Annotated in this window: 19 protein-coding genes; 4 read left to right on the top strand and 15 right to left on the bottom strand. The window is 67.0% G+C overall.

Annotated features, from left to right (window positions below):
- Positions 1 to 11: 11 nt before the first annotated feature.
- The 7 genes from yajC to ACT3S2_RS10780 all read right to left on the bottom strand — a co-directional run bounded on the left by yajC (position 12) and on the right by ACT3S2_RS10780 (position 5,795).
- Entirely contained in the window at positions 12 to 428 is a 417-nt protein-coding gene (yajC, locus tag ACT3S2_RS10810) for a preprotein translocase subunit YajC (RefSeq protein ID WP_444553613.1), read from the bottom strand.
- A 131-nt stretch (positions 429 to 559) separates the two neighbouring features.
- Positions 560 to 1,636, bottom strand: coding sequence for a Holliday junction branch migration DNA helicase RuvB (gene ruvB / locus ACT3S2_RS10805; protein WP_444553614.1), 1,077 nt, complete (start codon positions 1,634 to 1,636; stop codon positions 560 to 562).
- Positions 1,637 to 1,645: 9 nt separating this feature from the next.
- Positions 1,646 to 2,269, bottom strand: a complete 624-nt coding sequence (gene ruvA / locus ACT3S2_RS10800; protein ID WP_444553615.1) for a Holliday junction branch migration protein RuvA — start codon at positions 2,267 to 2,269, stop codon at positions 1,646 to 1,648.
- Positions 2,270 to 2,379: 110 nt separating this feature from the next.
- A complete protein-coding gene (ruvC, locus tag ACT3S2_RS10795) occupies positions 2,380 to 2,964 on the bottom strand; it encodes a crossover junction endodeoxyribonuclease RuvC (RefSeq protein WP_444553616.1) in 585 nt (194 codons plus the stop codon).
- A 6-nt stretch (positions 2,965 to 2,970) separates the two neighbouring features.
- A complete protein-coding gene (locus ACT3S2_RS10790) occupies positions 2,971 to 3,729 on the bottom strand; it encodes a YebC/PmpR family DNA-binding transcriptional regulator (RefSeq protein ID WP_444561692.1) in 759 nt (252 codons plus the stop codon).
- Between the two features lie 2 nt (positions 3,730 to 3,731).
- Positions 3,732 to 4,409, bottom strand: coding sequence for a pyridoxal 5'-phosphate synthase glutaminase subunit PdxT (pdxT, locus tag ACT3S2_RS10785; RefSeq protein ID WP_444561691.1), 678 nt, complete (start codon positions 4,407 to 4,409; stop codon positions 3,732 to 3,734).
- Between the two features lie 153 nt (positions 4,410 to 4,562).
- Positions 4,563 to 5,795 carry a CapA family protein gene (locus ACT3S2_RS10780; protein ID WP_444561690.1) on the bottom strand — a complete coding sequence of 411 codons (1,233 nt, stop codon included), beginning with the start codon at positions 5,793 to 5,795 and terminating at the stop codon, positions 4,563 to 4,565.
- A gap of 51 nt (positions 5,796 to 5,846) precedes the next feature.
- Between ACT3S2_RS10780 and ACT3S2_RS10775 the strand changes: the two genes are divergently transcribed.
- Entirely contained in the window at positions 5,847 to 7,868 is a 2,022-nt protein-coding gene (locus tag ACT3S2_RS10775) for a M3 family metallopeptidase (protein ID WP_444561689.1), read from the top strand.
- Complete coding sequence (locus ACT3S2_RS10770; RefSeq protein WP_444561688.1) at positions 7,865 to 8,575, top strand: GNAT family N-acetyltransferase; 711 nt, start codon at positions 7,865 to 7,867, stop codon at positions 8,573 to 8,575. The genes ACT3S2_RS10775 and ACT3S2_RS10770 overlap by 4 nt, the downstream gene beginning before the upstream one ends.
- Positions 8,576 to 8,638: 63 nt before the next feature.
- Here ACT3S2_RS10770 and pdxS read toward each other — a convergent pair whose 3' ends face one another.
- The 4 genes from pdxS to ACT3S2_RS10750 form a co-directional block, all read right to left on the bottom strand.
- Positions 8,639 to 9,535 (bottom strand): pyridoxal 5'-phosphate synthase lyase subunit PdxS, encoded by an 897-nt coding sequence (pdxS, locus tag ACT3S2_RS10765; protein ID WP_444561687.1) that lies wholly within the window; start codon positions 9,533 to 9,535, stop codon positions 8,639 to 8,641.
- 154 nt (positions 9,536 to 9,689) lie between these two features.
- A complete protein-coding gene (locus ACT3S2_RS10760; RefSeq protein WP_444553623.1) occupies positions 9,690 to 10,250 on the bottom strand; it encodes an HIT family protein in 561 nt (186 codons plus the stop codon).
- A 3-nt stretch (positions 10,251 to 10,253) separates the two neighbouring features.
- On the bottom strand, positions 10,254 to 12,257 hold the full coding sequence (thrS, locus tag ACT3S2_RS10755; RefSeq protein ID WP_444553624.1) for a threonine--tRNA ligase: 2,004 nt from the start codon (positions 12,255 to 12,257) through the stop codon (positions 10,254 to 10,256).
- A 197-nt stretch (positions 12,258 to 12,454) separates the two neighbouring features.
- Entirely contained in the window at positions 12,455 to 13,216 is a 762-nt protein-coding gene (locus tag ACT3S2_RS10750) for an SDR family NAD(P)-dependent oxidoreductase (RefSeq protein WP_444561686.1), read from the bottom strand.
- Between the two features lie 294 nt (positions 13,217 to 13,510).
- Between ACT3S2_RS10750 and ACT3S2_RS10745 the strand changes: the two genes are divergently transcribed.
- Complete coding sequence (locus ACT3S2_RS10745) at positions 13,511 to 14,380, top strand: EamA family transporter (RefSeq protein ID WP_444553626.1); 870 nt, start codon at positions 13,511 to 13,513, stop codon at positions 14,378 to 14,380.
- A 72-nt stretch (positions 14,381 to 14,452) separates the two neighbouring features.
- On the opposite strand, the gene ACT3S2_RS10740 is transcribed toward ACT3S2_RS10745, so the two are convergent.
- On the bottom strand, positions 14,453 to 15,001 hold the full coding sequence (locus tag ACT3S2_RS10740; protein WP_444553627.1) for a GNAT family N-acetyltransferase: 549 nt from the start codon (positions 14,999 to 15,001) through the stop codon (positions 14,453 to 14,455).
- Between ACT3S2_RS10740 and ACT3S2_RS10735 the strand changes: the two genes are divergently transcribed.
- Positions 14,986 to 15,390 carry a LuxR family transcriptional regulator gene (locus tag ACT3S2_RS10735; RefSeq protein ID WP_444553628.1) on the top strand — a complete coding sequence of 135 codons (405 nt, stop codon included), beginning with the start codon at positions 14,986 to 14,988 and terminating at the stop codon, positions 15,388 to 15,390. The two genes, ACT3S2_RS10740 and ACT3S2_RS10735, sit on opposite strands and share 16 nt — an antisense overlap.
- A gap of 58 nt (positions 15,391 to 15,448) precedes the next feature.
- Here the strand turns inward: ACT3S2_RS10735 and ACT3S2_RS10730 are convergent, their stop codons facing one another.
- The 3 genes from ACT3S2_RS10730 to ACT3S2_RS10720 form a co-directional block, all read right to left on the bottom strand.
- A complete protein-coding gene (locus ACT3S2_RS10730; RefSeq protein WP_444561685.1) occupies positions 15,449 to 19,078 on the bottom strand; it encodes a DNA polymerase III subunit alpha in 3,630 nt (1,209 codons plus the stop codon).
- Entirely contained in the window at positions 19,075 to 19,386 is a 312-nt protein-coding gene (locus tag ACT3S2_RS10725; RefSeq protein WP_444553630.1) for a DUF6504 family protein, read from the bottom strand. Before ACT3S2_RS10725 ends, ACT3S2_RS10730 begins: the two co-directional genes overlap by 4 nt.
- 370 nt (positions 19,387 to 19,756) lie before the next feature.
- Entirely contained in the window at positions 19,757 to 20,332 is a 576-nt protein-coding gene (locus ACT3S2_RS10720) for a GNAT family N-acetyltransferase (RefSeq protein ID WP_444561684.1), read from the bottom strand.
- Positions 20,333 to 20,348 lie beyond the last annotated feature (16 nt).

Here is a 20,348-nt window from a genome sequence, read left to right as displayed (position 1 = left end):
CCGCGGTGCATCTAGTCGTTCTCGTTCTTGCCTTCGCCATCGAGGCGACGCAGGGTCTCCTCGGGGGTTTCCCCTGCGGTCGACTGGGCCTCATCGGTCGACAGCTCGGCATCGTTGCCGGGCTCCGCGACGGGGATGACCTTGGCGATGGCCTGGGCGTGGACCGTGGCGGTGGTTCCGGGGGAGATCTCCAGGATGACCTTGTTGTCATCGGTGTCGATCGCCGCGACCGTTCCGAACAGTCCGAAGTTGGTCATGACCTCGGATCCGACGGCCAGCTGCGACCGGAGCTCCTGTTGCTTCTTCTGTGCCTTCTTGCGTCCGCGGAACATCATGAAGATCAGGAAGGCGAAGGCCAGGATGAGGATCAGGGTCATCGGGTCGAAGCCCGACGGCTGGTCCGCCTGGGCAATTACGGTGGAGGTCAAGAGTTACTACCTGTTTCTGTTCCGGGGACTTCCGGAGGGCGTTTTCGACAACGCCCACGGAGGGCAAGTCACTATTGTATAGGTCCAGTCTGGACGTTGGGTGACCGCGGAGCCGATTCCCGCCCTCCGGCTCAGCTGCCGGCGGGGTTCCCGGAGGGGTCCTGGCGACCGAATTGACCGGCCGCGCCATCGTAGTGGACCGCATGGGCGGGCATGGCCAATCCGAGATGTTCCCAGGCGGCGGGCATGGCGATCCGCCCGCGTGGCGTCCGCCCGAGCAGGCCCTCACGGACCAGATACGGTTCGGCGACGGTTTCCACCGTCTCGGTCTCCTGTCCGACGGCGATGGCCAGGGTCGACAGGCCCACCGGTCCTCCGGCGAATTTGGTGCACAGGGCCTCGAGGACGTTGCGGTCCATCCGGTCCAGGCCCTTGGAGTCGACCTCATACATGTCCAGGGCCGCGGAGGCGGCCCGGGCATCGATCTGTTCGATCCCGTGGACCAGGGCCCAGTCCCGGACCCGGCGGAGCAGACGGTTGGAGATCCTGGGGGTACCGCGCGAACGCAGGGCGATCTCGGCGAAGGCCGCGGAGTTCACCGACATGTCCATGAGCATGGCCGAACGGCGCAGGACCAGCTCGAGTTCCTCGGTGGCATAGAACTCCAGGTGCCCGGTGAAGCCGAACCGGTCACGCAGCGGCCCGGGCAACAGACCGGCACGGGTCGTGGCCCCGACCAGGGTGAACGGCGGGATCTCCAGGGGGATGGCCGTGGCTCCGGCCCCCTTGCCCACGACGATGTCGACGCGGAAGTCCTCCATGGCCATGTAGAGCATCTCCTCGGCGGGACGGCTCATGCGATGGATCTCGTCCAGGAACAGGACTTCGCCTTCGGTCAGCGAGGAAAGAATGGCGGCCAGATCCCCGGCATGCTGGATCGCGGGGCCGGAACTGATGCGCAGCGGGGCGTTCATTTCGGCCGCGATGATCATCGCCAGGGTCGTCTTGCCCAGCCCCGGAGGGCCCGACAGCAGGACATGGTCCGCGGAGCGTTCGCGGATCCGTGAGGCTTCCAGGACCAGCGAGAGCTGCTGGCGGACCCGGGGTTGACCGACGAAGTCATGCAGGTTCTTCGGGCGCAGTGCCGACTCGAGCGCCCGCTCCTCCGGCTCCGAGGAGGAGGCGGTGATCTGCTGGTTCTCGGTCATGGTTCCAGCCTATCGTCCGCCGGCCGAGGCGCCACGGCCCAGGTCGCGCAGAACTGATTTGAGGATGTTGCCCACCTGGGCGGTGGCCACGAGTTCGGGCTCGGCCTTGGCGGTGGCCGCCACAGCCTTTTCGGCGTCCTTATCGGACCACCCCAATCCGGTCAGGGCCTCGAGCACCTGTTCCTTCCACGCCGGTACGGTGGCGGCCTGGGCCGTGGTGGTGGCCTCCCCGGTGGGGGCGAGCTTGCCGGCCAGTTCCAGCACGATCCGCTGGGCGCCCTTGGGGCCGATGCCCGGAACCCGGGAGAAGGCCTTCGTGTCCCCCTCGGCGGAGGCCACCCTGACGTCTTCGGGGGTATGGACCGCCAGGACGGCCAGGGCGAGCCGCGGACCGATCCCTGCCACGGAGAGCAGCACCTCGAACACCTCCCGCTCCCCCGGCTCGGCGAAACCGAAGAGCGTCATGGAGTCCTCGCGGACCACCATCGAGGTATGCACCACGGCCTCGCGGCCCACATGCAGACCCGAGAGGGTCTGCGGGGTTGCCTGGACGAGCATCCCGAATCCGGAGACCTCGATGACGGCACTGTTCAGGGCCACATGGCTCACCACACCGTTGAGCGAACTGATCATGAAAAGCCTTCCTCCGGCGTCGTCCTGTGATCGGTGACCGCTGGGCGGCATCCGAACATATCTACGAATACCTTACCCGTCGGGCCGCGGATCCGGGCCCACCGACTCGGTCAGCGTGGCTTGCGGGCCGCTGCTTCGGCGGCGGCCCAGGCGCGTTGCGCGGGGGTCAACCCGCTGGAGCCGGCGGTGACCCCGCTGGAGGCCTGCGAACCGGGGGCCGCCCCGCGCCAGCCATGGGTGATGGCCAGGGCGGCGGCATCGGCGGCATCGGCCGGGCGGGGTGGTTCGTCCAGGCGGAGGATCTTGGCCACCATCTTGCCTACGGCGGCCTTGCTCGCCTGACCGCTTCCGGTCACGGCCGCCTTCACCTCGGTCGGGGTATGCAAAGCCACCGGGATGCCCCGCCGGGCCGCGGCGACGATCACGATCCCCGAGGCCTGCGCGGTGCCCATGACCGTACTGACATTGAGTTGGCTGAAGACCCGTTCCACGGCCAGCACGTCGGGGCGATGCCGGTCCAACCAGGCATCGATGCCTTCGGCGATGGCCAGCAGTCGCTGGTCCAACGAGGTGTCCGGCGTCGTCCCGACTACCTTCACGTCGACCAGGGACGCCCGCCGGTTGGGTTCGACGTCGACCACGGCCAGACCGCAGCGGGTCAGCCCCGGGTCGACCCCGACCACACGCAACGCCATGGGGTGCTAGTCGTCCGCTTCGAGCTCGGCCATGACCTCATCGGTGAGATCGGCATTCGAATACACGTTCTGCACGTCGTCGAGTTCCTCCAGGGCATCGGCCAGCTTGAGGAACTTGCGCGCGGCGTCGGCATCGATCTGGACCTGCATGGAGGGAACGAACTCGGCTTCATCGGATTCGTATTCGATGCCTGCCTCCTCCAGCGCCTTGACCACTTCCTGCAGGTCGGTGGGCTCGCAATGCACCTCGAAGCCGTCGCGGGATTCCTTGACTTCTTCGGCCCCGGCGTCGAGCACGGCCATGAGCAGATCGTCCTCGGTCAGGTCGTTCTTCGGCACCGAGACCACGCCCTTGCGGGTGAACATGTAGGCCACCGAGCCCGGGTCCGCGACGGTCCCGCCGCTGCGGTTGATGGCCAGGCGCACCTCGGAAGCGGCCCGGTTCTTGTTATCGGTCAGGCATTCGATGAGCAGTGCCGAACCCTGCGGCCCGCGGGCTTCGTAGATGATCTCGGCGTAGTCGATGACCTCACCGGTCAGCCCGGCACCGCGCTTGACGGCCCGGTCGATGTTGTCATTGGGGACCGAGGTCTTCTTCGCCTTGGCAACGGCGACTTCCAAGCCGGGGTTGCCCGCCATATCGGCGCCGCCGGCACGGGCTGCGACCTCGATGTTCTTGATGAGCTTGGCAAACGACTTCGCGCGCTTGGCGTCGATGGCCGCCTTCTTATGCTTGGTGGTTGCCCATTTGGAGTGGCCTGACATGCTTACGCTTCTCCCTTGATCAGCTGGATGAACAGTTCGTGGATCCGGCGCTCCCCCGTGACTTCCGGATGAAAGGACGTCGCCAACAGCGATCCCGAACGTACTGCAACGATTCTACTGTCCGTTCCCGCCTCCGGGCCCGATCCGCCCGCCGGGACCCGGACCCTGGCCAATACCTCGACCCCTTCGCCCACCGATTCGACCCAGGGGGCGCGGATGAACACCGCCCGCACCGCCGCCGCGGGTCCGCTGGCGGAAGACCGGGCATCCCGGGGTGGATCGGGCAGTCCCTTGAACGCCAGATCCGTTTCGAAGGACTCGACCTGACGGCCGAACGCATTGCGTCTGACGCTCATGTCGATGCCGCCGAAGCTCTGCTGCGACACGCCTTGGCGGTCGGTCGAGGGGTCCAGGATCCGATCAGCCAACAAGATCAGCCCGGCGCAGGAACCGAAGACCGGGAACCCGTCGGCGATGCGTTCCTTCAACGGGGCGGAGAGCCCGAACATGCGGGAGAGCTTGTCGATGGTGGTCGATTCGCCCCCGGGCAGGACCATCCCGTCCAGCCCCGCCAGTTCCTCGGCCCGGCGGACTTCAACGGCGCGGGCGCCTACGGATTCCAACGCCGCCACATGTTCGCGGACATCACCCTGGAGGGCCAGGACACCGACGTTGAGCATGTGGAACCGCCTTTCCCGGGTGGGGCCGGGGTCGCACCGCGTCACCGCGGCGGAGGAAATGGGACGCTTCAGCATAGTTCCCGCACCGGCCGACCGCCCACCGGGTAGGCACCGTCAGCCCCGGGCCTGGTCACGAGGAGGCTGCGGGGCTGGTCACGGGGAGGCTGCGGGGCGCCAAGGCCGGGCCCCGTCCCCGTCGGCGCCCAGGACGTTCAAGGTCGAGCGCGTGCGTTTCAGCGAGGCGGCATCACCGGCCGCCGTCGTGCACGGGGTCTTCGCCGGCAGGGCACACCAGCGCACCGGGTCCTGGGCCATGATGTGTCCGACCCAACGCGGGGCCGAGGTCGTCCACCGGTCCCCCTCCTTCACGAAGTCCAGCTTCAGGCTCACCCCTTCCCGGTTCACCGCCAGATCGGTGGCATGGGCGGACACCGAGTTGCCCAACCCGTAGGCGATCCACACCCCGTCGCGCTTTTCCAACGGCAGCACCGAATGCGTGTGGTGCGAATAGACCGCATCGAATTCCCCGCTGTCCGCCAGGGTGTGGGCGATATGGGTTTGTTCGGTGGTCGGGCGTGTCGAGTACTCCTCGCCGGCATGGAACCCGGCCAGCACGACGTCGGCGCCTGCCTTGCGGGCTTGTCTGGCCCGGGCGATCATCTGGTCGGTGTCGATGAGATCGACCCTCCAGTCGGTGTCGGCGCTCAACCCGTTGAGCCCGTAGGTGGCTGCCACGACGCCGACCCGGATTCCCCCGGCCTCCAGGATCAGCGGCTTCCGGGACTCCGCGGCACTGCGATAGGTCCCGGTATGTTCCAGCCCTGCCTCGTCCAGGGCGTCCAGGGTGCGTTCGACCCCGGAAGTCCCGTCGTCGACGGCATGGTTCGTGGCGGTGGTGCAGGCGTCATAGCCGGTGGAGGCCAGGGCCGGAAGGATCTGCGGGGGCACCACGAAGGACGGGTACCCGCGATAGGGCCCCTTGTCGGTCCCGACCGGGGTCTCCAACGAACAGATCGCCAGATCGGCGTCGGCAAGATAGGGCGCCAGACCCGATAGCAGCGGGGCGAAGTCGGGGGTAGCGGCCGAACCGTCCGCCCGGGCCTGTTCCCACAGGGGTGGGTGGAGCAACACGTCACCGGTCACCACCACCGAGACCTCCTCGCGGGACGAGGGCATCGGGTCCGGCCCGGTGGCCTCCGCATCCGTCGTCGCCGCCGTGGCGCTGCCCGCCGTTGCCGGGGCCGCCGCATTCGGCGGCGTCGTTCCCGTCCCGGCCGGCTGGGAGGTATCGGCGCCTGAACAGCCCGACAGCAGGATCAGCGAGGCCACCAGGGCGGCTACTCGGACGGCGGCCCGCCGGCGGGTCGGCAACGATCTGTGGCTCATCCTCCGATGGTAGGCGTCGCGTCCGGTCCGCAGGTGTGAAAAACTGACTTCATGACGAATCCCCTGCTCAGCAAAAGCGTGCTGCCCTTCGAAATGCCCGCGTTCGATCTCCTGACGGCGCAGGATTATGTCGAAGCGGTCAAACACGGCATCGCCGAGCAGCTGGCCGCCATCGCCGCCATCACCTCCTCCACCGAGGAGCCCACCTTCCCCAACACCACCGAAGCCTTCGAAACCAGCGGGGAAACCCTGCGCCGGGCGGTCATGGCCTTCTCCAATGTCAGGCCTTCCCACGGCACCGACGACCTCGTGGAGGTCGATGCCGACATCCAGGCACTGCTGACCGAACACGAGGATGCCGTGCACCTCGACGCGCAGCTCCACGCCCGGCTGTCCGCCGTGGAAGCCGCCGGTGGGCTCGACGGCGAACGCCAGCGCCTCAGTTCCGAGACGCTGCGCCGGTTCAGCCAGGCGGGAGCCGGGCTCGATGAAGCGGGCAAGGAGCGCCTCCGGGCCCTGAACGCGGAGATCTCCGCCCTCTCCACCCGGTACGGGACCCGGTTGTTGGCCGGGATGAACGACGCCGCGGTGCTCTTCGATTCCGCCGAGGCACTCGAGGGCCTCTCCGACGCCGAGATCGCCTCGGCCGCCCGTGCCGCCACGGAGGCCGGACATCTTCACGGCTATTTGTTGACCCTGGTCCTGCCGACCCAGCAGCCGGCCCTGGCCCGGTTGGAACGGGAGGACTCACGCAGGCGGCTGTTCGAGGCCTCCACCCGACGTGGCCAGGAGGGACCGAACCGGACCCTGGAGCTGGGCGCTTCCATGGCGCGGTTGCGCGCCGAACGGGCCGCCCTGTTGGGCTATGACCATCACGCGGCCTACGTCCTCGAAGGCCAGACCGCTCCCTCGGTGGAGGCGGTGCGTGAACGTCTGGCCGGCCTCATCCCCGGTGCCCTGGCCAATGCCGCCACCGAGGCCGCGACCATGGCCGAGCTGGCCGGACGGCCACTCGCCCCTTGGGACCGCGCCTACTATTCGGCCCGGGTCCAGCGGGAGAAGTACGCCGTGGACGCCGCGGCGTTGAAGCCCTGGTTCGTACTGGACCGGGTCATCCACGCGGGGGTCTTCGCCGCAGCCACGCGGCTCTACGGGGTGGAGTTCACCGAACGTCACGACCTGCCCGTGTACCATCCCGAGGTCAGGGTCTGGGAGGTCACCGACGCCGATGGCAGCACGTTGGGGCTGTTCCTGGGCGACTACTTCGCCCGGCCCACCAAGGCCGGCGGTGCCTGGATGAACAGCATCCGCGACGGGGCCTCCCTCTTCGGCGAACTGCCCGTGGTCACCAACAACCTGAACATCCCGGCCCCGGCCGAAGGCCAACCCGCGCTGGTGACCCTCGATGAATGCCGGACCCTGTTCCACGAATTCGGCCATGCCCTGCATGGGCTGTTCGCCCACGGGATCTACCCTTCCCTCGCCGGGACCTCGGTGCCGCGCGACTTCGTCGAATATCCCTCGCAGGTCAACGAGATGTGGCAGTTCGACGCCGAGCTCGTCACCAAATATGCCCTCCACGTGGAGACGGGCGAACCGCTGCCCGCCGGCGCCGTGGAGAAGATCCAGGATGCGGGCCTCTGGGGTGCGGGCTTCTCCACGACCGAATACCTGGCGGCGGCCCTGTTGGATCTGGAGTGGCATTCCCTGGCCGCCGGGGAGGATCCGGGGGATCCGTTGGAGTTCGAGGACCGGGTGCTGCGCGAGGCGGGCTTCTCCCCCGAGGTCATCGTCCCGCGCTACCGCACCGGCTACTTCAAGCACATCTTCGATGGCGGCTATTCCGCCGGCTACTACTCCTATATCTGGAGTGAAGTCCTCGACGCCGACACGGTGGAGTGGTTCACCGAAAATGGTGGTGGGACCCGGGCCAACGGCGACCGGTTCCGCCATGAACTCCTGGCCCGGGGCAATACCCGGGACCCGTTGGCCTCCTATGAGATCTTCCGCGGGCGTGAAGCCCGGCTCGAGCCATTGCTGGTGCGCCGCGGACTGGACGCAGCCGCCCAATGAGCACCGTAGCCGGCGCACAGCGCGCCTTCACCGACTGGCACCGGACCCTGGCTGCGGCCACCGGTGGCCGGGAGTTCTCCACCCACGGCTGCCAATGGCTCTATCAGCCGACCCGGGCCCGGTTGGTCCTGCTCTTCCCCACCCGTCCCGAAGCCTCCGGGCTGCGCCCCGGACTGGCGGAGGGAACCCGTCTGGGGGCCCGCGAAGTCCACGTCTTCCTCAATGCCGCGGCCCGCGACGAGGCCCTGACCGAGCTGGGCTTCCGAGACGCGCCCCCGCTCTTCTGGCACGGTGGGTCCGCGGCAGATGTGGCGGCAGCCGGCCGCGATGGCCAACCGTGGGAGGGCGGCGTCGAATTATCCTCCACCCTGCCCGAGGCCACCGGGGCCGACCGGGAAGAACTGGCGGTCCTGCAACCGGAGCGTCGGATCGAACAAGCCGTGGCCCGGGGCGCCGACGTAACGCTGGCGGGACGGGGGTTCGGTCAATTGCATGACGGCGGGGACCTGTCGATCCAGTCCCTGGCGGTCGGCCGCTCCTGGCGGCGTCAGCGGGCCGGAACGGCCCTGCTGGGGGCCCTGGTCGAACGGCTCGACTCCGAGGAAGGTTCGGGCCAGGTCCTGGCGGCTTCGACCCCCGGGGCGTCGGCCTTCTTCCGCACCAACGGCCTCGAGCTGCTGGGCAAGGGACGCCATCTGGTGCAGTAGGAAGACACGAACGGCCGGCCACTCGGGATGAGTGGCCAGCCGTCCGTTTCAGCTCAGGAGGGTTTACCAGCCGCGCTCGGAGAGGCGGTGCGGTTCGGGCAGCTCCTCCACGTTGATGCCGACCATGGCCTCACCCAGCCCGCGGGAGGCCTGGGCAATGACGGAGGGGTCGTCGTGGAAGGTGGTGGCCTTCACGATGGCTGCGGCCCGCTGGGCCGGGTTGCCTGACTTGAAGATGCCTGAGCCGACGAACACGCCGTCGGCGCCAAGCTGCATCATCATCGCGGCATCCGACGGGGTGGCGATGCCGCCGGCGGTGAAGAGCACGACGGGCAGCTTGCCCGCCTCGGCGACTTCCTTGACCAGTTCGTAGGGTGCCTGCAGCTCCTTGGCGGCCACGTAGAGCTCGTCCGTGGGCATCGAGGACAGCTTCGCGATCTCGGCGCGGATCTTGCGCATGTGCCCCGTGGCGTTGGAGACGTCGCCCGTGCCGGCTTCACCCTTGGAACGGATCATGGCAGCACCCTCGTTGATGCGGCGTAGGGCCTCCCCCAGGTTGGTGGCACCACAGATGAAGGGGACCGTGAAGTCCGTCTTGTCGATGTGGTTGACGTAGTCGGCCGGTGTCAGGACTTCCGATTCGTCGATGTAGTCGACCCCGAGGGACTGCAGGATCCGGGCCTCCACGAAGTGGCCGATACGGGCCTTGGCCATGACCGGAACCGATACGGCGTCGATGATGCTGTCGATCATATCGGGGTCGGACATGCGCGAGACCCCGCCCTGGGCGCGGATGTCGGCGGGAACCCGTTCCAGGGCCATGACGGCGACGGCGCCGGAATCCTCAGCGATTCGGGCCTGCTCTGCGGTGACGACATCCATGATGACGCCGCCCTTGAGCATATCGGCCATGCCACGCTTGACCCGGGGACTGCCGGTGGTGTTCTCAGTGCTGGACACGTATGGTCCTTTCAAAACGGGGGGAAAGTACGCTCCATCCTAAGCCAGTGTGCCGGTGATCACCGCCCCCGATGACGCCACCGGTCAGCGATGGGCGTGCTTCGGCGCCACCGCGGCGCCGATGATGTAGCACCACTGGTGCTCGCGGTCGATCTCAGCCCTGGTCCCATGCGTCGGCGATGTCCTGACGGATGTCCCCCAGGACCGCTGGGATGGCTTTGGTCCGGGCGATGATCGGGAAGAAGTTCCCGTCCCCGCTCCACCGCGGGACCACATGCTGATGCAGGTGCGCGGCGATGCCCGCCCCGCCGGCCACCCCCTGGTTCATGCCCAGGTTGAAGCCCGACGGGTTCGCCACCGCCCGCAGCACACGCATCGCCTGTTGGGCTGCCGCCCCCATTTCGGCGGTTTCCTCCACGGTCAGATCCGTGTAGTCCGGGACGTGGCGGTAGGGGCACACCAGCAGGTGCCCGGAGTTGTAGGGGAAGAGGTTGAGCACCACGAACATCGTCTTGCCCCGGTGCACGATCAACGATTCCTCGTCGCTGCGCTGGGGCCCGGTGCAGAAAGGGCAGTCCTCTTCGTTCTTGACCTGCCCCTGGCCCTGTTTGATGTAGGCCATTCGATAGGGCGTCCACAGGCGTTGGAAGGAATCCGGGACCCCGGCCAGTTCGAAGTCGTCGGTGATGTCCTCGTCGTGTTCCGGGGTCCCCATCAACTACGCCTCCCGGTTCTGCACGGCGGAAACGATGCGCTCGATGGCCTCGGCCACCGGCACCCCGTTGTCCTGGCTCCCGTCACGGAACCTGAAGGAGACGGCGCCTGCCTCGGCGTCCTCTCCCCCGGCGATCAGGGTGAAGGGGATCTTGTCCTTGGACGCGTTGCGGATCTTCTTCGGGAACCGTTCGGTCCCCAGATCGGCTTCGGCACGGATGCCGCGGGCCTTGAGCTGGGCGACGATGTCCTGGACGTAGTCGTTGAACGCCTCGGCCACCGGGACGCCGAGCACCTGCACCGGGGCGAGCCAGGCCGGGAAGGCCCCGGCATAGTGCTCGATCAGCACGCCCATGAACCGTTCCACCGAGCCGAAGAGGGCCCGGTGGATCATCACGGGGCGTTGACGGGAGCCGTCCGCCGCCTGGAATTCGAGGTCGAAACGCTCGGGCAGGTTGAAGTCCAGCTGGATGGTGGACATCTGCCAGGTGCGCCCGATGGCGTCGCGGGCCTGCACGGAGATCTTCGGCCCGTAGAAGGCGGCTCCGCCCGGGTCGGGGACCAGCTCGAGGCCCGATGCGGTCGCCACCTCCTCGAGGGTGCGGGTCGCTTCCTCCCAGGCTTCGTCGCTGCCGACGTACTTCTCCGGGTCCTTATCGGAGATCTCCAGGTAGAAGTCGTCCAGCCCGTAGTCCTTGAGCAGGTCCAGGACGAATTCCAGCGCGGTGGTCAGCTCGCCCTTCATCTGCTCGCGGGTGCAGTAGATGTGGGCGTCGTCCTGTGTCATCCCCCGCACGCGGGTCAGCCCGTGGACGACGCCGGATTTCTCGTAGCGGTAGACCGAACCGAATTCGAACATCCGCAACGGCAGTTCGCGGTAGGAGCGTCCCCGCGAGGCGAAGATCAGGTTGTGCATGGGGCAGTTCATCGGCTTGAGGTAGTAGTCCTGGCCGGGCTTGCGCACCGACCCGTCCTCGTTCAGTTCCTCGTCGACGTGCATCGGGGGGAACATGCCGTCCCGGTACCAGTCCAGGTGCCCAGAGATCTCGTAGAGGTGGCCCTTGGTGATATGCGGGGTGTAGACGAACTCGTATCCGGCCTCTTCGTGGCGCTTACGTGAGTAGTCCTCCATTGCACGGCGGATGATGCCACCCTTGGGGTGGAAGACCGGCAGGCCCGAACCGAGTTCATCGGGGAAGGAGAACAGGTCAAGTTCGGCCCCGAGCTTGCGGTGGTCCCGGCGTTCGGCCTCGGCCAGACGCTCCTGGTAGGCCTTCAGGTCCGCCTTCGTCGGCCAGGCGGTGCCGTAGATGCGCTGGAGCTGCTTGTTCTTCTCGTTGCCCAACCAGTAGGCGGCGGCGGAACGGGTCAGGGCGAAGGCATTGGAGATCAGCTTGGTGTTGGGCAGATGCGGGCCGCGGCACAGATCGCACCAGATGGTCTCCCCGCTCTTGCGGTCGACGTTGTCGTAGATGGTGATCTCGCCGGCGCCGACCTCGATGTTGGCCCCTTCGCCGACCGCGTCGGCGTCACTGGACTTGCCCAGGATCTCCAATTTATAGGGTTCGGCGGCCATGGCTTCGCGGGCCTGGTCCTCGGTCACCACGCGGCGGGCGAATTTCTGGTTCTGGTTGACGATCTTGAGCATCATCTTCTCGAGGGTCTTCAGATCCTCGGGGGTGAAGGGTTCCTCGACGTCGAAGTCGAAGTAGAAGCCGTCGGTGATGTACGGGCCGATGCCCAGCTTCGCTTCGGGCCGCAATTGCTGCACGGCCTGGGCCATCACGTGTGCGGTGGAGTGGCGCAGGACTTCGAGTCCTGCCGGGGAGTCGATGGTCGCCCGCTCGACGGTGGTCCCGGCTTCGAGTTCATGGGACAGGTCGCAGAGGACGCCGTCCACATGCATGACCACGACGTTGCGCTCTTCGAAGTACAGCTCGGCCCCTGTCGTGCCAGCAGTCACCTCACGCTGTTCGCCGTCGACATTTAGGGTGATCTGCTCTGACACGTTGGTCTCCTGATTCGTGGTGGGGCTTCATGACTTGTGGCATACGGTGACCACAGCCAGCCGGGTCCAGCTTAACCGACTCGTTCGCAGCCGAACCAATCGACCGGGTTCCCGCGGCGTTGCAGGAATCCGGTCGCGTCCGTCGTGCACCCGCCTCGTGCTCCCTGGAGGTCCCGGGGCACGACACCGCGACGGATTCAGCGCAGCTTGATGGATCCGCCGTCGGCCATGACGGTCTGTCCGGTCATGTAGCGGGAGTCATCGGAGCACAGGAACGCGACGATGGGGGCCACGTCGGTCTCCGGGTCACCGAAGCGTCCCAGCGGCACCTTCTCCTCGGAGGCGGCGAACATCTCCGGGTAGTTCTTCTTCCAGTTCTCCACGCCTTCGGTCATGGCCATCGGGCACACCACGTTGACCCGGATGCCCTCGGGGGCCCATTCGTTCGCCACGACCCGGCTGAGTCCGCGGATGGCCTCCTTGGCGGCCGCGTAGGCAGCCTGGGTCGGCTGGCCTTCGAGTCCGGCCCCGGATCCGTAGTTGACCACGGCGCCGACGGTCTTCTTCAGTTCCTGGTAGGCGGCCAGCATGAAGTTCCGGGTGGCGAAGAACCCGGTGTTGAAGGACAGGTCCCACATGGCATCGGTGTGTTCCAGGAAGGAACCTTGTTTGGAGGCGTGGGCATTGTTGACCAGGGCGTCCAATCGACCGAAGCGGTCCACGGCGCGGGCCACGGCCGCCTTCGCCACCTCGGGATCAGAGACATCGCCGGCGACGAATTCCACGTCCTGGCCGAATTGCTCCACGATGACTGCACCGGCTTCCTCATTGAGGTCGACCGCCACCACCTTTGCGCCCCTGGCGACGAAAGCGCGCGTCACGGCTCCGCCGATGCCCGCCGCGCCACCGGTGACGATGGTGACCTTGCCCTCGAGATTGCGTACTGGTTGGTTGTCCATGGCTGCTCCTCTGATTTGATGTCCTGAAGACAGTATACTCGTTCGATTGTTGCTTTGTCAGCCCACCGCCCCCGCGAAGGCTGCCTGCGGCCCACGCCCTTGCTAGATTGAGGGCCCGTGGCGTGGTGCGATCCGAGCCGGGCCGGGAAACCCGCCGGGAGGAGGAAGGCTGGTGTCTGAAAGCAGGCAGGTGGACCTACCGGGGACAGGGAAATTCGGTGCATGGCGGCCGATGACGACCCCGAAGCCCGATCACCATACTGATCCCCACTGCTCCGACCCGCCGATGCCACGATGAGCACCACGGCGCTGGGGCTGATTCTGCTGGCTGCCCTGGCCCATGCGACCTGGAACATTGCGGCCAAGAGCGCCGGCTCCGCCGGGGCCGCGTTCGTGTGGCTATACAGCGTGGCCTCCACCGTCCTCTACCTCCCTTTCGCCGTGCTCGTGCTCGCCGGGGCCGACGTATCGATGGGCACGTGGTGGTCGGCGGCGTTGGTCAGCGGAATCATCCACACCGCCTATTTCGTGCTGTTGCAACGGGGGTATGCCGTGGGGGACGTGTCAGTGGTCTATCCACTGGCACGCGGGACCGGCCCGTTGCTGGCGGTGGTCTTTGCCATGATCCTGTTCGCCGAACGACCCGGCGCGCTGGGCCTCGTGGGAGCGGCACTGGTGGTCTCGGGCATCGTGGTGATCGGATTGACCGGATCCTCGTCCAGCCGTCCCGGCGGTGCCAGCCGGGGAAACGGGGTCCTCTTCGGGGTGATGACCGGGGTGATGATCGCCGCGTACACCGTGTGGGACGCCCATGCGGTCACGGCACTGGCCATCACCCCGGTGCTCCTGTACTGGGGCTCCTTGGTGACCCAGGTGGCGTTGCTGACCCCCGTCGCACTCCGGGACGTTTCCCGCCTGCGGTCCATCCTGCTGGGGAACTGGCTCAAGGTCCTGGCCGTGGGGGTGTTGTCTCCGCTGGCCTACATTCTGGTCTTGTGGGCCATGCGGCTGGCACCGGTGTCATTGGTGGCACCGGGCCGGGAGCTGAGCGTGGTGCTGGTGACCGTCGCTGGCTGGCTGATCTTCAGGGAGCCCAAGCCTGCCCGACGGCTCGCAGGAGCCGGGACCGTCCTGCTCGGTGTCGTGCTGGTGGCATTGTTCTGAAGAGGGCTCGTGGAGGATGTTCCCGGCAGCAAACACCAGGAGGTCGGATCAGCGACCGCCGATTTCCTGCGATCAAACCGTGCACAGCACCTGATACATCAGGTGGTCCTGCCACCGCCCAGCGATCTTCAGGTATCCGGAGGCCCTCCCATGCCGGGTGAAGCCGTTACGGGTCAGGACGCGCTGGTAGGCATGGTTGTGCACCAGTGTTTCCGCCTGGAGACGGTGCAGGCCCAGCCCATCGAAGGAGTGGGCCCGGGCTTCGGCGACCGCCCGGGTGGCCAAGCCGGCCCCTGGTGTTCCTGTCCGACCCAGAACCCCCGGCTTGCCGATTCCAGCGTGCCGCGGGTGATGCCATTGATATTGATCCTGCCCACCAGGGCGCCGGATTCGTCGGTGATCGCCAAGGGAGGCATGGTCCCGGCTTCCCGGGCGTGGAGACCCCGAAACAGGACACCCACCAGCGCCCCGCCCTCGGGGCCCACCCGACGTGCTGGGGCGGACATTACGGCGATGACGATCTACCCCCTGCTCTTGCAACTGGTTCCGGGTTAGCCTTGTGAGACGGTCAAAGCAGGTGAACCCGGTTGAGCGCGGAGGTTGGCATGAGACGGAAAACATCGTTGACGGCGTTGGCACGTCATGAGTTGGAACACGCAATGACGGGCACGAGCGGTCGTAGTGCGGCTACGGTGCTCGGTGGGCACGACAGGATGCTGCGCCAAACGGTCATCGGGATGCGGGCCGGGGAATCCTTGGACGTGGGCGAAAGCCCGGGTGAGGCCAGTGTGCACGTGCTTTCCGGTCGGGTCGTCCTGCACTCCGGTGGACGGAAGTCCTTCGGCTGGGTCGGTGACCTGCTGGTCATTCCCGCCGCGGCCCACTCGCTGGAAGCCGTCGAGAACTCCGCGATCCTGCTCACCGTGGCGAAGAGCATGCCTTCACGGCCCGACCTTGTTCCGGCTGAGTCAATCCACGAGTTGGCGGAGAGCACTGTGGGTGAGGAGTAGTTCCATTCATTCGCACGGCGAGACGGGATGGTGCCCTGGTCGTGCTGGGCTGACCGGATCATGATCCGACGTCGAATTCCGGCCAACCCTCCGGAAGTTCACCGGGCAGCCGGTTGTCCAGGCCTTCGTCCTGCATCCGGATGGCCAGCAACGAGGTGTCCTCGCCACTGGTGGCGGTCTTCGCCGTGGCAGGTGGACGCTTATCGCTGACTCGGTTCGGGTCATTCAGGTGCCCCGGCCCCGGCAGGGTGGCCTGGTCGGCAAGATCCCAGGCTTGCAGGGCCTGCAGGGTGATGCCGCGGGGACCCGTCCGACGGGTGATCCCGTGCACCAGCAGGAGCCGGGTGGAGAACAGCAGCGGCCCGGAGTTCTGCTGGGCTTCGTGGAAGAAGGTGCAGTCCACGCAACCGGTCCCGTCGTCCAGGGAGATGAACACAACCCGTCGACCGCCACGCATCGGCGGTGTCTGCGTGGCGACCCGTACACCGGCAACCAGCACCTCCGTTCCGTTGCGCAGTCCCAGCAGGTCCTCGGCATGGGTCGCCCCCAGCTTCCCCAGTATCGGGGCGTGCGAGGACATCAGGTGGCCGCTGACGTCCACCGACATCAGATCCAATTCGGTGCGGACGGTCTCCTCCATGCTCTGTTCGGCCTCCCCCACGGCCAACCCGCCCAGTTCCACATCACCCATCGGCAAGGACAGCTGTCCCGGGATGGGCCGGTGCCGTGGGGGCAGCGTCTTGGCGGTCCGGGCGGTCAGGTGGAGCATCAGATCCGCGCGGTTGCCGCGTCCAGCCGCTTTTTGCAGGGAATCGAACGCCCCCAGCGCGGCAAAGGTGCGCAACGAGGACCGGCTCAGCCCCGACCGGTCACGTACATCGGCCAGTGAGTCGTAGGGCCGACCGGCCACGACCCGCTTCACCTCGGTCCCTGAGACCCCGTGGATCCCGCTCAAGGACAGCCGGATGCCCAACCGTCCGGCAGGCATCGTCCCCGGGGCCCGGTAGACGGGGGGCACCGTGGCCGGGGGGAGCAGTCCCTTCATGCGTTCGACCCGGTAGGAGGCATCGGAGTTGTTGATGTCCAAGGGCAGGATGGGGATGCCCATCCGCCGTGCCTCGGCCACCAGCAACCGTTTGGGATACATCCCGGGGTCGTGTTCCCAGATGCCGGCCAGGAACGCCTCGGGGTGGTGGGCCTTCAGCCAGGCCGACTGGTAGGTCGGTACGGCGAAGGCCGCGCCATGGGCCTTGCAGAAGCCGAAGGAGCCGAAGGCCTTCAACGTCGTCCAGACCTCGTCGATCACGGCCAACGGATAGCCCCTCGCCAGGGCGCGGGAACGGTAGAGTTCCTCCACCCGCGGTTCGGCCTGCTCGTTGCCCAGCAGCCGCCGATACACATCGGCCTTGGCCAGCCCGCACCCGGTCATCACGTCGAAGATCCGCAGCACCTGTTCGTGGAAGACCGTGACCCCGTGGGTCTCGGCCAGGGCAGGTTTGAGATCGGGGTGCGGATAGCTTTCGACCGCGAATCCGTGCCGGTTCTCCAGATACGGCTTGACCATGTTCGATTGCATGGGCCCGGGCCGGAACAACGAGATGTCGATGATGATGTCGTTGAATCGGCGTGGCGCCAGCTTGCCGATCAGTTCACGCTGCCCGGGGGATTCGATCTGGAAGCAACCCAGGGTGTCGGTGGTGCAAATGAGCTCGAAGGTCGGTTCGTCATCCAGCGGGACCCGCTGCAGGTCGATGGTCCCGTCGCTATCCAGATACTCCGGAAGCTCCCCGTCGGGTGTTCTCGGGTGGGCCCCGGCGCGCGCGACCGCCTCCCCGTCCCCATGGATCCTGACGACTTCGGAGACCGCATGGGCCATCGCCGATTGCATGCGCACCCCCAACACGTCGAGTTTGAGCATGCCCATGGGATCCATGTCGTGCTTGTCGAATTGGCTCATCGCCAACCCGAGTCCGCTGGGCTGGACCGGGGTCCGGTCCAGCAGGGTGTTGTCCCCCAGGATCACCCCGCAGGGATGCATGGAGATGTGGCGGGGCAGCCGGTCCAGCCGTTCGGTCAGGTCCACCAGCAGGTCCAGTTGCTTCTCGGCCCCCATCCGTTCGGCAAAGGGGCGCAGCTCCGGCTTCTCCTCCAGGGCCTCGCGGAAGTTGCTGGCCGAGAAACGCCACAACTGTTTGGCGATGACGTCCAGATCCCCGTCCCCCATGCCCAGCGCCTGCCCCGCGTCCCGGACGGCACCCCGGGCCCGGTATCCGTTCTGCATGCTCATCAGGGTCACCCTCCCGGAGCCGAACCGCTCGAAGATGTGCTCATAGACCCGATGACGCTCGGCGGATTCGACGTCGATGTCGATATCGGGAAGGGTCGTCCGTTCCCGGGACAGGAAGCGCTCGAAGAGCAGGTCGTGCGCCAGCGGGTTCACATGGCTGATGCCCAGGAGGAAGTTCACCAGCGAGGAGGCCCCGGACCCCCGGGCGGCATTGCGCACGCCCAGGGTGGTGATCATCGAGCTGACCTCGGCCACGGTGAGGAAGTAGGTGCTGAACCCCAGGTCCGAGATGGTTTCCAGTTCCATGGCGAGTCGATCGCGCAGCGTACGGGAAGCGGCGTCCTGCGGAATCAGGCGGGTGATGCCTGCTTCGCAGCGTGCCGCCAGCTCCGCGTCGGGGTGGCCGCTGATGCCGATCACGCTGGCTTCGGGGACCACGGGGATTCCCCAGCCGGCGTCGTCCACCGGGTCCATCCGTGCCCAGTCGGCCATCGCCGCGGTGTTGCCCAGCAGTTCCCCGGCGACTTTCCCCTCCCCCGCCTCCCGGGCGATTTCCCGGGCCAAGGCGTGCATCCTCCCGGGGCTTTTGAGCCACCCCTGACCGTTTGGTTGCAGGTCCCTGAGGGTTTCCAGCGAGCTCAGGGCGCGGGCGGAGTCCAGGACGTCGGCAGTGGCGGCCCCGTCGGGGACCGCGTAGCGCACGGCGTTGGTGAGCAGGGCGGGGACGTGCAGGGCCTGGGCCGTACGCAGCATCCGGATGGAATGCGCCGTGCTGAGCCGCTCACCGGGGGTGTTCATATGGGTGACCAGCTCCAGGCACACCACGTCCCGGCCCACCGCCTGCAGCCATCCGGCCAGCGCGGTCCTGGCGCGCGGGAGTTCACGACGCAGGGCCGCCTGTCCGACGTCGGAATCCGGTCCCAGCAGGACCTTCAGCACCGTGCCGGCCTCCGGGTCGGTGGCGCAGGCGGCCAGCTCCGCGTGGGTCACCCCGACCGGTTTGCGTCCGCTGACGCCCCGGTGCGCCGAGGTTCCCTCATGGGCCAGGGAGACCAGTCGGCAGAGGGCACGGTACCCGGCCCCGTCGCAGTGTCCTTTGGCCAGCACGACGATCCGCCCCTGCACCTGGGGCCCCGGACGCCCCCGGGCGGCATGCCCCGGAGGAGGACGGGGGTCATCGGCCGCGGGGCCCAGCACGGCAAGGTTCACCCCGAGGATCGGATCCAGCCCGGTGTCCCGACAGGCCTTGAGGTGTTTGACGGCCCCATACAGGCCATCGCGTTCGGTGGTGGCCAGCGCGTCGGCCCCCTCGGAGGCAGCCCTCAGGGCCAGGTCCTGCGGCCAGGAGACCCCGTAATGGGCACTGAACGCAGAAGCCACGTTCAGATGGGTAAAAGTCATGCGCTCTCCAGCAGGGCATCGTGGATCCGGATGAGCCGCCAGCGCCCGCTCTCCACGTCACGGGAGACCTCGAAGGTCAGTAGCGGCCCCTTGCCGGCGAGTCTGACCTGGAGCCGCCAGATCTCGTGGTCCACGAGTCCCGGGCCGCGACCGCGTTCGGCGCGGACCTCTTCGGCCCACCAGCGACGGCGTTCAAACCAGCGCACGGGGTCGGCGGCAACACGGTATTCCCGCCCCTGCCACCGCATCCGCAAGGGTAGCCCCGCGGTACTGCATTCCACGTCGACTGACTGGGTGAAAAGCCCCATCTGATACCTCCAAATCGCCCCGGACGACGGCATTGGTCCCGGAGCCCTACACGATGGGAGGGGCCGCGAAACTGCCTGTGCACGACGACCACTCCATTCTATTCGAAACTTTGTACTAAGCAAGATCAGACTAGAAAGTATGTACGACACTTTGGGTCTCGTGGGTGGAGGTATCCGTTGGTGGTGCTGATCGAAGGCTGCTGCCCCCGAGGTTCAAGCCCACTCGCAGGGCCGTCTCGAACCGGTCCGGGGAACCTCCTGCATGCCGAAGCTAGTGCGCGCAGCAGGCAACAGGCCCCCGAAAAAGGGCACAGCAACGTCGTCCAGATGATTCGGGAGGAACCTGCTGTTCACCAGGCAGGCAGCCGCGTCAGGGCCTTCCTTCTCCAGGCAGGAGCGAGAACAGCACCATGTCATGGCGTTCGCCGGATCGTGCCGTTTTGGAGCGTTGGAGCCCTTCGCGGGTGAACCCGGCATTGAGTGCCACCTTTTGGGAGCCGATGTTTGCCGATGCGGCCTCGAGGCTCACCCGTTGGGCGCCCAGCTCTTCTATTGCCCACCGGGTCACTGCCCTGGCTGCGGCAGTGGCCACCCCGCGACCGCGCGCCCATGGGGCCACCCAATACCCCACTTCCACCGTGGAGTTGGCCGGATCGACATCAACCAGTCCACAAGAGGCGAGTACGGCATCCGTCGTTTCATCGACCACGGCAAAAGGTGCTCCGGTCCGTTCGTTCCAGGTCATTGCGGAGTGATCCGCAAATGAGGCCGCGTGCTCCTGCGTGTATGGATGCGGCACGGTCGTCCAGCGGATGATTTCGGGGTCCTGGCACGCCCGGTGAATCGATTCCGTATCCCCGCGGCTCCAGGGACGCAAGATGATCCCTTCCCCGCCGTCCGTCGAGCCCCTCAGGATCGGGGGTGTTTCGTTCCACGCCAAAGTCATGGTGAACATCATAGGG

The sequence above is a fragment of the Arthrobacter sp. AOP36-A1-22 genome (assembly GCF_052377615.1).
Lineage (GTDB): Bacteria > Actinomycetota > Actinomycetes > Actinomycetales > Micrococcaceae > Arthrobacter_H.
Note: the sequence above shows the minus strand (reverse complement) of the source record. Positions and strands in the feature narration are given on the sequence as shown.

Bases quoted from the DNA above. Each gene is read 5' to 3' on its own strand.
- ACT3S2_RS10720 (WP_444561684.1), bottom strand. From the start codon at position 20,332: ATGACTTTGGCGTGGAACGAAACACCCCCGATCCTGAGGGGCTCGACG.
- ACT3S2_RS10735 (WP_444553628.1), top strand. From the start codon at position 14,986: ATGAGACGGAAAACATCGTTGACGGCGTTGGCACGTCATGAGTTGGAA.
- ACT3S2_RS10770 (WP_444561688.1), top strand. From the start codon at position 7,865: ATGAGCACCGTAGCCGGCGCACAGCGCGCCTTCACCGACTGGCACCGG.
- ACT3S2_RS10730 (WP_444561685.1), bottom strand. From the start codon at position 19,078: ATGACTTTTACCCATCTGAACGTGGCTTCTGCGTTCAGTGCCCATTAC.
- ruvA (WP_444553615.1), bottom strand. From the start codon at position 2,269: ATGATCAGTTCGCTCAACGGTGTGGTGAGCCATGTGGCCCTGAACAGT.
- ACT3S2_RS10775 (WP_444561689.1), top strand. From the start codon at position 5,847: ATGACGAATCCCCTGCTCAGCAAAAGCGTGCTGCCCTTCGAAATGCCC.
- ACT3S2_RS10745 (WP_444553626.1), top strand. From the start codon at position 13,511: ATGAGCACCACGGCGCTGGGGCTGATTCTGCTGGCTGCCCTGGCCCAT.
- ACT3S2_RS10740 (WP_444553627.1), bottom strand. From the start codon at position 15,001: ATGTTTTCCGTCTCATGCCAACCTCCGCGCTCAACCGGGTTCACCTGC.
- ACT3S2_RS10790 (WP_444561692.1), bottom strand. From the start codon at position 3,729: ATGTCAGGCCACTCCAAATGGGCAACCACCAAGCATAAGAAGGCGGCC.
- ACT3S2_RS10750 (WP_444561686.1), bottom strand. From the start codon at position 13,216: ATGGACAACCAACCAGTACGCAATCTCGAGGGCAAGGTCACCATCGTC.
- ACT3S2_RS10780 (WP_444561690.1), bottom strand. From the start codon at position 5,795: ATGAGCCACAGATCGTTGCCGACCCGCCGGCGGGCCGCCGTCCGAGTA.
- ruvC (WP_444553616.1), bottom strand. From the start codon at position 2,964: ATGGCGTTGCGTGTGGTCGGGGTCGACCCGGGGCTGACCCGCTGCGGT.
- ACT3S2_RS10725 (WP_444553630.1), bottom strand. From the start codon at position 19,386: ATGGGGCTTTTCACCCAGTCAGTCGACGTGGAATGCAGTACCGCGGGG.
- ACT3S2_RS10760 (WP_444553623.1), bottom strand. From the start codon at position 10,250: ATGGGGACCCCGGAACACGACGAGGACATCACCGACGACTTCGAACTG.
- pdxT (WP_444561691.1), bottom strand. From the start codon at position 4,409: ATGCTCAACGTCGGTGTCCTGGCCCTCCAGGGTGATGTCCGCGAACAT.
- ruvB (WP_444553614.1), bottom strand. From the start codon at position 1,636: ATGACCGAGAACCAGCAGATCACCGCCTCCTCCTCGGAGCCGGAGGAG.